The sequence below is a fragment of the Streptomyces sp. NPDC085927 genome, from assembly GCF_044540975.1.
Taxonomy (GTDB): domain Bacteria; phylum Actinomycetota; class Actinomycetes; order Streptomycetales; family Streptomycetaceae; genus Streptomyces; species Streptomyces hirsutus.
Map to the genome: position 1 here is coordinate 268,174 of NZ_JBITSN010000009.1, position 8,996 is coordinate 277,169.

The 8,996-nt window shown below is 71.4% G+C and carries 6 protein-coding genes; 3 read left to right on the forward strand and 3 right to left on the reverse strand.

Going from position 1 to position 8,996, the window contains the following annotated elements; genetic code table 11:
• Positions 1-22 precede the first annotated feature (22 nt).
• Entirely contained in the window at positions 23-580 is a 558-nt protein-coding gene (gene nrdR, locus ACIF80_RS24155) for a transcriptional regulator NrdR (protein ID WP_399808130.1), read from the reverse strand.
• 710 nt (positions 581-1,290) lie between these two features.
• Here nrdR and lexA point away from each other — a divergent pair.
• Positions 1,291-2,070: a transcriptional repressor LexA gene (gene lexA / locus ACIF80_RS24160; RefSeq protein WP_399808132.1), complete on the forward strand. Its 780-nt coding sequence runs from the start codon at positions 1,291-1,293 to the stop codon at positions 2,068-2,070.
• Between the two features lie 224 nt (positions 2,071-2,294).
• Here the strand turns inward: lexA and ACIF80_RS24165 are convergent, their stop codons facing one another.
• A complete protein-coding gene (locus ACIF80_RS24165; RefSeq protein ID WP_399808135.1) occupies positions 2,295-4,301 on the reverse strand; it encodes an ATP-dependent DNA helicase in 2,007 nt (668 codons plus the stop codon).
• A 183-nt stretch (positions 4,302-4,484) separates the two neighbouring features.
• Entirely contained in the window at positions 4,485-5,699 is a 1,215-nt protein-coding gene (locus ACIF80_RS24170; RefSeq protein WP_399808137.1) for a TolB family protein, read from the reverse strand.
• A gap of 507 nt (positions 5,700-6,206) precedes the next feature.
• Between ACIF80_RS24170 and ACIF80_RS24175 the strand changes: the two genes are divergently transcribed.
• Positions 6,207-7,427, forward strand: a complete 1,221-nt coding sequence (locus tag ACIF80_RS24175; RefSeq protein WP_399808141.1) for a trypsin-like serine peptidase — start codon at positions 6,207-6,209, stop codon at positions 7,425-7,427.
• 179 nt (positions 7,428-7,606) lie between these two features.
• The gene (locus tag ACIF80_RS24180) at positions 7,607-8,818 is read left to right on the forward strand and encodes a trypsin-like serine peptidase (protein WP_399808144.1); all 1,212 of its coding nucleotides are present in this window, start codon (positions 7,607-7,609) and stop codon (positions 8,816-8,818) included.
• Positions 8,819-8,996 lie beyond the last annotated feature (178 nt).

The window sequence follows — 8,996 nt, forward strand, 5'->3', positions numbered from 1 at the left end:
AGGACCGGGCAGGGCCCGCCGGTCAGCCGGTGGGCCGGGTGGGCTCCGGGACCTGGACGGTCCCGTCGGGCCCGCTGTCGCCTTCCCGGTTCCCCGCGACAGCCCTCTCAGGGTCTCCGTCGTCCGCGGCGGGGTGCTCCACCTGCCTGAGTTCCGTGATCGCGGCCTCGAAGTCCTCGAGCGACTCGAACGCCCGGTAGACGGACGCGAACCGCAGATAGGCGACGAGGTCGAGTTCCTGCAATGGGCCGAGGATGGCCAGCCCCACGTCATGGGTGGTCAGTTCGGCGCTCCCGGTGGCCCGCACCGCTTCCTCGACGCGTTGGCCGAGCTGCGCGAGCGCGTCCTCGGTGACCGGACGTCCCTGGCACGCCTTGCGCACACCGTTGATGACCTTGGTACGGCTGAACGGCTCGGTGACGCCGGAGCGCTTGACCACCATGAGCGAGCACGTCTCCACGGTCGTGAAACGACGGGAGCAGTCGGGGCACTGACGACGCCTGCGGATCGACGTGCCGTCGTCGGTCGTACGACTGTCGACGACACGGCTGTCGGGGTGCCTGCAGAAGGGGCAGTGCATGAAATCCCAACCCTCCCTCGCAGCAGACTCCATGGCCTCAAGAGGCCTGTTCGGCCCCGTGAAGCTGCTCCAGCATAAGCGATCTCCGGAGGCCTCAGAACCGCGGGACCACAACTTCTGGGCAGCTGGTGCAATCCAACCACTAGATGTGGTGATTGGCTCATTCATACACTCCAGCACGCGTGTCGCTCGAACCGGTACCGGAGGCTCCCGCCCGGCCCTCCTCACGGTGCGCTCACGCGACGCGACAGTACGGGCTCACGGAGTCCCGCGCCTGCCCCGGAAGAGCCGCGTGAAACCCGCCGCGAGACCGTGCGGGGAACCTCGCGCGGAGCCGGCGGCCACCGATCCGGCAGCCCCCGGGCGGGCCGGGTCCGCCCCGCGCACGGGGAGATGTCACGCATGGGGAGATGTCGTGCGCGCCGGGAGGAGGCCGCGTGCGACTCCCGAAGAGACCCGGGGAGAGCCGGGCCGTCCCCCGCGCCACGGAGCAGCGAATGACAGACTGACCCACGTCCGGGCGGCCGCCGCCTCGACGGTGAAGAATATGGGAATGGGCACCTTTGCCCGATAGGGAGAATTGCGGCCAATACACCTCTCCGGGCAATCACAGAAGGTAATTCGCGTTTTTTCACTCGAACGTGTGTTTGGCGCAACCTTTCGAAAGCTACTACCGTTGTCCTGCAGGGAGACCATCGAGAGGGGCCGACGTGACCACCACCGCAGACAGCGCCAGCATCACTGCCCAGGACCGCTCCCAGGGCCGGCTCGAGCCGGTGCATGCGATGAGCGAAGCCGCGCATCCCGAGGGCCAAAAGCGCTCCTTGCCGGGCCGACCTCCCGGCATCCGGGCGGACAGCTCGGGACTCACCGACCGCCAGCGTCGGGTGATCGAGGTCATCAGGGATTCGGTGCAGCGACGCGGGTACCCGCCGTCGATGCGCGAGATCGGCCAGGCGGTCGGCCTCTCCAGCACATCCTCGGTGGCACACCAGTTGATGGCGCTGGAGCGCAAGGGCTTCCTGCGCCGCGACCCGCACCGCCCCCGCGCGTACGAGGTGCGCGGCTCCGACCAGGCCTCCTCCGCGCAGCCCACGGACACCGCGGGCAAGCCGGCCGCGTCGTACGTGCCGCTGGTCGGCCGTATCGCCGCCGGCGGCCCCATCCTCGCCGAGGAGTCGGTCGAGGACGTCTTCCCCCTCCCCCGTCAGCTCGTCGGCGACGGTGAGCTGTTCGTCCTGAAGGTCGTCGGCGACTCCATGATCGAGGCCGCGATCTGTGACGGCGACTGGGTCACGGTCCGGCGCCAGCCCGTCGCCGAGAACGGCGACATCGTCGCCGCGATGCTCGACGGCGAAGCCACCGTCAAGCGCTTCAAGCGCGAGGACGGCCACATCTGGCTCCTCCCGCACAACGCGGCCTACGAGCCGATCCCCGGCGACGACGCGACCATTCTGGGCAAGGTGGTGGCCGTTCTGCGCCGCGTCTGAGTCCGCCGCGGGGACCGGCCGGTCCGGTCCTCCGCCCCTGGTCCGGGCCCCGGAACCCCTGCGCCGGTTCCGGGGCCCTGTGCTGTCCCGCCCTGCGCCGTTCCGCCCTGTGCCGTCGGATCACGGACCGATACGGACCGGCACGGACCTTCAGGCCCGTGCCGGTCCCGGCGCGCGCTCCGCCCGCGCCGGGGCCTGCTCCTCGACCTCGGCCGGCTTCGCCCTCAGTCCGCTTCGCCCTCGGCCTGCCTGGCCGCCGCGTCGATCGCGGCCAGCGACTTCCTCACCTGGTTCCGGTCCGTGGTGAACCAGAAGTCGGGCAGCGAGGCCTTCAGATAGCTGCCGTAGCGCGCCGTCGCCAGTCGCTGGTCCAGGACGGCGACCACGCCGCGGTCGCCCGTGGCCCGGACGAGACGGCCGGCGCCCTGCGCCATGAGCAGCGCGGCGTGGGTGGCGGCGACCGCCATGAAGCCGTTCCCGCCCGCGTCCTCCACGGCCTTCTGCCGGGCGCTCATCAACGGGTCGTCCGGGCGTGGGAACGGGATCTTGTCCATGACGACCAGCTGGCAGCTGGGGCCGGGGACGTCGACGCCCTGCCAGAGCGACAGGGTGCCGAAGAGACAGGTCTTCGGGTCGGCGGCGAAGTTCTTGATCAGCTCGCCGAGGGTCTCCTCGCCCTGGAGGAGGATCGGGAACTCCGGGATGCGGGAACGCAGTTCCTCGGCAGCGAGCTGCGCGGCCCGCATCGAGGAGAACAGGCCCAGGGTGCGGCCGCCCGCGGCCTGGATCAGCTCGGTGAGTTCGTCGAGCATGTCCGCGCGGTCGCCGTCGCGGGCCGGGCGCGCCAGATGCTTGGCGACGTAGAGGATCCCCTGTCTGGGGTAGTCGAACGGAGAGCCCACGTCGACGCCCTTCCACTGCGGAAGGTCGTCCCCCTCGGTGCCCTCGGGGCCGAGGCCCAGGGAGGCGCCCACGCCGTTGAAGTCGCCGCCCAGCTTCAGGGTCGCGGAGGTCAGGACCACCGAGCGGTCGGAGAAGAGCTTCTCCCGCAGGAGGCCCGAGACCGACATGGGGGCGACGCGCAGCGAGGCGCCGCTGTGCCGGTATGCGGCTCCGCCGCGGGGCTCATGGCGCTCGTACCAGACGACATCCCATTCGGAGCCGTTGGTGATGCGCTCCGCCACGTCGTGCACGCTCTCCACCGAGGCCAGCGCCTGTTTGCGGACCGCGTCCTCGTCCTGGACGGACTTGTCGCGGGTGTTCCCGATGGCGGAGATGACGGTCCGGCAGGCGTCCCGCAGCGCCATCAGCGCGTACCCGAGGTCCTCCGGGATTTCCTCGAGACGGCCCGGAAGGGCCAGCTCCATCAGGCGTTCGAAGCCTTCGGCCGCGGTCTGGAGCTGGTCGGCCGCCTTCTCGTCGGCGAGCTTCGCGGCACGGCGCACCGCGCGGTTGACCTGGCCGGGGGTGAGCTCCCCCGTGGCGACTCCGGTGACCCGGGAGACCAGTTCGTGGGCCTCGTCGACGATCAGCACCTCGTGCTGCGGCAGCACCGGAGCGCCCTCGATCGCGTCGATCGCCAGGAGCGCGTGGTTGGTGACGACGACCTCGGCGAGCTTGGCGCGCTCGCGGGCCATCTCCGCGAAGCACTCCGCGCCGTAGGCACACTTCGTGGCGCCCAGGCACTCCCGCGACGACACCGACACCTGGGACCAGGCCCGGTCGGAGACACCCGGGGTGAGGTCGTCCCGGTCGCCGGTCTCCGTCTCGTCCGCCCAGTCGCGCAGGCGCAGCAGGTCCTGCCCCAGCTTGCTGGTGGGGGCGGCCGCCTCGAACTGGTCGAAGAGGCCCTCCTCCTCGTCCTGCGGTACGCCTTCGTGGAGCCGGTGCAGGCAGACGTAGTTCGACCGGCCCTTGAGCATCGCGAACTCCGGGCGGCGGCGCAGGAGCGGATGCAGCGCCTCCACCGTGCGCGGAAGGTCGCGCTCGACGAGCTGGCGCTGCAGGGCCAGCGTGGCCGTCGCCACGACGACCCTCTCCCCCTGAGCGAGCGCGGGCACCAGATAGCCGAGCGACTTTCCGGTGCCGGTGCCGGCCTGGACCAGCAGGTGGGAGGCGTCGTCGATCGCTCCGGCGACGGCTTCGGCCATGGTCACCTGGCCGGGGCGCTCCGTGCCGCCGACGGCGGTGACGGCAGCGTGCAGGAGTTCAGGGAGTGAGGGCTTCGTCATAGCGCGACCACCCTACGGCCCGGCACCGACAATCGTGCGCCGACCGCAAGGGCCGAGACCTCGACGGAGGTCCTGAGGGCCCGCCGACCGCGCCCCGCGGCTCAGCCGGCCCAGCGGCTCCGCGCAGGGCACCCGGCGGCTGAGCGCACGGGTGCCGTGGTTCGACGCGCGGTGCCCGGTACCTCAGCGCAAGGTGCGTACGAACACATCTCCGATCAGATTCGTGTCGTCGGGCACCAGGCCCGGGTAGTAGGAGTCGAAGACGGCAGTCGACTCGTCCGCACTCAGTGCCGCTCTGCCCACGGTGACGGGCTCGCCGTCCTGTCCCGGTGCCAGCAGTTCCTCGTGGCCGGTGCGCAGATCGCGCAGGATCAGCCCCGTCGTCCTGCGGTTCGCGTCCGCGGTGTTCAGGAGCAGTTTCGAGCCGTCCACCGACAGGTCCGAGACCAGGGTGAGATCCGTGGGGGTGCGGCCGTCGTGGCGGCGGAGCTCGCCGGTGCGCAGATCGCGGACGAAGGCGTTCCAGCCGTCGTTCGGATCGGCCTCCGGGACCAGATCGGTCGCCTGTGAGTTGAAGCCGACCCGGGTGCCGTCGGCGCTGAGTACCGGAGCGATCGACGACCCGTCGGCGGGGGCACCGTCGTGCGAGGCATCGGCCTGCACGGTCCTACCGGTCACCCGGTCGTACACCAGGATGTCGCCCTGGTCGTCGTCGGCCGGCCCGGAATATCCCTCCAGATAGGCGACCTTGCGGCCGTCGGCGCTCATCGAGATCTGCGTGCACCGGTGGAAGTTCTTCGAACCGTCCGAGGGCCGGCTGACCCTCCGCACCTGCTCCGTCCAGCGGTCCAGGAGCATGACCCGGCAGTCGAACGCGCCGTTCTCACCGGCGGCGGGCCGTGCGACGAAGGCGACATGGCGTCCATTCGCACTGACCGGGGCGATGCCGTACGACACCTCGTAGTCCTCGTCCAGCACGGGAGCCAGACGCTCGACGGACCCGGTGCGCAGGTCCATGACATGCACGGAGGACTTCCCGGTCGTGGCCGAGTACGAGGTGAAGGTCAGGTGGCTCCCCGACCCGGACACCTGGGGCGTGGACGTCGTCTCGCCCGGCACCACCACACGCTGCAGTGGCGCGCCGGGGGCCGTGCGGTAGAAGACGCTGTACGTCCCGTCCGTGCCACCGGCCACCAGGTTGGTCGCACCCGACGCGAAGGCCACGACGCGCCCGTCGGCGCTGACCACCGGTTCCACCGAGTGGCTGTTGCCGCCGGTACCGTCGGGGGCCACACTGATCCGCTCGGTGCGCGGGGCCGGGTCGCCGCTCGCCGCCCCCGCGGGCCCGGCGGCACCAGCGACCGCGGCCGCCAGGACGGCGGTCAGGGCGATGTGCACGGAAAGTCGGAAACAAGGTCTCGAAGAAGGTCTCATCGGGTGGCTCCCCCATCGGCTGCGGACGGCACCGGCCGTCCCGCACACCTCGCGCCCGTCCACGCCCGGCAGACGCACGCGTGGACTCCGGCGAGGGCTCAAGTGATGAAAGCGTTCTGTCCCGCCGAGGGTCAATGGATCCACGGTCCGCGGTCCGATTCCCGGCCGGATACGGCTGATTGGCGTGCCCGGCCCGCAAAGAGGGCCAGGGGAACGAGTGGACGTTCCCGTGTGCCCGGCTCCTCGACGGGACCACCGCGCGAAGGCGTCACATCCATGGGCCTTTTGAGAAGGTCCAGGTCAGAAAGCTCGTAGCGAAACCGTTGCCGTTCCGTCGGTTGTCCCCCGCGGCGAACGCATAGTGTGTGGTGCCGTTCCCGGTGGTCGTGCGAGGGGTCCGGACTCCGTTCGAGTCCAGGGCGTGAGCACGGCCGGAGCACCAAGTTCGTCCACATCAGGGGGAGTCAGTTCATGCGATCCATACGGCCGTCGTCCACCACTCGCCGAGGCGGAAGGGCGCGCCGCGGAACCTCCCCCGCGCTGACCGCCGTCGCGCTCGCCTCGGTACTCGCACTCACCGTCACCGCCTGCGGTTCGGGGGACGACACGGCGGGCGCCGAATCCTCCGCGACCGCCGCGGCCGGGGACGGCAAGATCCGGATCCCGAGTGACATCGCGGACCGGCTCAAGGAGCACGGGATCGACATCGACAAGTGGCGGAACGGCGACTGGAAGAACTGGGACAAGGACGACTGGCTGCGCGAGGCCAACGACTACGTCAACCCGATCATCGAGGACCTGTGGGACCCGGACCGCATGCGGGACGCCGAGCAGCCGGACCCGGAGGTCGACGAGAGCGACATCTCCGGTGACCAGGGCGTGACGGACCCGACGCCGGAGCCGGTGCAGGCGCAGGCCGTGCCGCCGTCGTACCACGACAACGCCCCCACGGCGGGCAAGGTGTTCTTCGACTCCCCCGAGGGCACGATGGTGTGCTCCGCGACCGTGGTGCAGGACCCCGCCAACCCGGGCAAGTCCAACATGGTGTGGACGGCCGGACACTGTGTGCACGCCGGCAAGAAGGGCGGCTGGTACCGCAACATCATCTTCGTTCCGTCGTACAACGACGCGGGCAGGCCGAGCAGCGAACTCGAAGGCGCCGCCCAGGACGAGGTCGCCCCGTACGGCGTCTGGTGGGGCGACTGGGCGCAGACCTCCGACCAGTGGATCGAGCAGGGCGGTGCGACCGGCGGTGACGGCGCCTCGCACGACTACGCCGTCATCCATGTGACGCCGGAGAAGGGCGGTGACGGCAAGTCGCTGGAGGAGAAGGTCGGTTCGGCGCTGCCGGTGGACTTCAAGGCTCCCGCCGTGCCGGACGTGGAGAGCGTGACCGCGACCGGCTACCCGGCCGGCGCACCGTACGACGGCCAGAAGCTGTTCAGCTGTGAGGACCGGCCGGGCCGGCTCTCGCTGAGCGCCTCCGACCCGACGATGTACCGCATCGGGTGCAGCATGACCGCTGGTTCGTCCGGTGGCGGCTGGGTCGCGGAGGGCTCCGACGGCAAGCCGGCGCTGGTGTCCAACACCTCCATCGGCCCGGTGACGTCGGGCTGGCTCGCCGGCCCGCGGCTGGGGGACGAGGCCAAGGGCGTGTACGAGGCGGTCAGCGACAAGTTCGCCGGTCAGTGACCGTCGGCCGCTCCGGCGGCGGCGGTTCCGTTCCCACGGGCCCCGCCCGGGCGGGAACGGCATTTCGGTAACGGCGCACGCACGGGCGGCACCGGCGGCACGCATCCGCCGGCCCGCCCGTGCGGCATCCGTACCCAGCAGCAGGACATTCGTTCGTAGCACCGGGGGGTCACCGCACCATGCGCTCCATCCGTACGTCCGCCCCGCGCCGGCGGGGCCGTCGCAGAACCCTCGCCGCCGCCGGGCTCCTCGCCGCCCTGGCGCTCACCGCGACCGCGTGCGGCGGTTCCACCGACGACAAGGCCGGCCCGAAGAAGCCCGGTCCCGGCACCTCGCAGGCCGCGGACGGCGAGACCGGCAAGGCCCGGGTCCCGGCCGACCTCGTGGACAGGCTCGAGGAACACGGGATCGATGTCGACCGGTGGAAGGCCGGTGGCTGGCGGGACTGGGACAAGGACAAGTGGCTCAGCGAGGCCGAGGACTACGTCAACCCGGTGATCGGGGGCCTGTGGAAACCGGAGCGGATGCGTTCCGCCGAGGAGGCCGACAAGACCCTCTCGACCAAGGACGCGACCGCCGCCCGGGGCGTCAGCGACCCGGAGCCGGGGCCGGTCGAGGCGCAGGCCGAGCAGACGCCGTACCACGAGAACGCGGCCCCGGTCGGCAAGGTCTTCTTCGACTCCCCCGAGGGCTCGAGCGTCTGCTCCGGCACGGTCGTCAAGGACGTGAACCGCCCGGGCAGGTCCAACCTCGTCTGGACCGCCGGTCACTGCGTGCACGCGGGCGGCGACGGCGGCTGGTACCGCAACATCGTCTTCGTCCCCGCGTACAACGACCTGGGCAGGTCCGAGGCGGAGCTGAGCAACACGGACGCCTCGGAGATCGCCCCGTACGGCAACTGGTGGGCGGACTGGGCCTCGACCTCCACCGGCTGGATCGAGGGCGGCGCGCAGACCGGTGGCGCCGGAGCACCGTACGACTACGCCGTCCTGCACGTGAAGCCGGAGCAGGGGGACAAGTCCCTGGAGGAGACGGTCGGTACCGCCCTGGACGTGGACTTCTCGGCCCCGTCCGCGGACGGGGCGGGTCGGACGGGCGCCTGGGGGTACCCGGCGGCGCCGCCCTACAACGGGCTGCGGATGTTCAAGTGCCTGGACACTCCGGGCCGGTTCTCGCTCGCCTCCGATCTGCCCACGATGCACCGCATCGGCTGCACCATGACCGGTGGTTCGTCCGGCGGCGGCTGGTTCCGGGTGGTGAACGGCGAGACCGTGCTGGTGTCGAACACCTCGATCGGCCCGACCGACAACACCTGGCTCGCGGGCCCGCAGCTGGGCCGGGACGCCGAGGCGCTGTACCAGAACATGAGCGGGACCCACGGCGGCCGGTGAGCACGGCGGTACGTGATCACGGCGTTCGCTGATCCGCGCAACGGAGACGGGCCCCCCCCCCCCCCGGGGGGGGGGGGGGGGGGCCCGGGCGGGCCGCGCCCCCCGGCCGGGGGGGCCCCCCGCGGGGGGGGGGGGGCGGCCCCGCAGGGCGGCCCCCCCCCCGCCCCCGGGCCCCCCC

Bases quoted from the DNA above. Each gene is read 5' to 3' on its own strand.
- ACIF80_RS24165 (WP_399808135.1), bottom strand. From the start codon at position 4,301: ATGACGAAGCCCTCACTCCCTGAACTCCTGCACGCTGCCGTCACCGCC.
- nrdR (WP_399808130.1), bottom strand. From the start codon at position 580: ATGCACTGCCCCTTCTGCAGGCACCCCGACAGCCGTGTCGTCGACAGT.
- ACIF80_RS24180 (WP_399808144.1), top strand. From the start codon at position 7,607: ATGCGCTCCATCCGTACGTCCGCCCCGCGCCGGCGGGGCCGTCGCAGA.
- ACIF80_RS24175 (WP_399808141.1), top strand. From the start codon at position 6,207: ATGCGATCCATACGGCCGTCGTCCACCACTCGCCGAGGCGGAAGGGCG.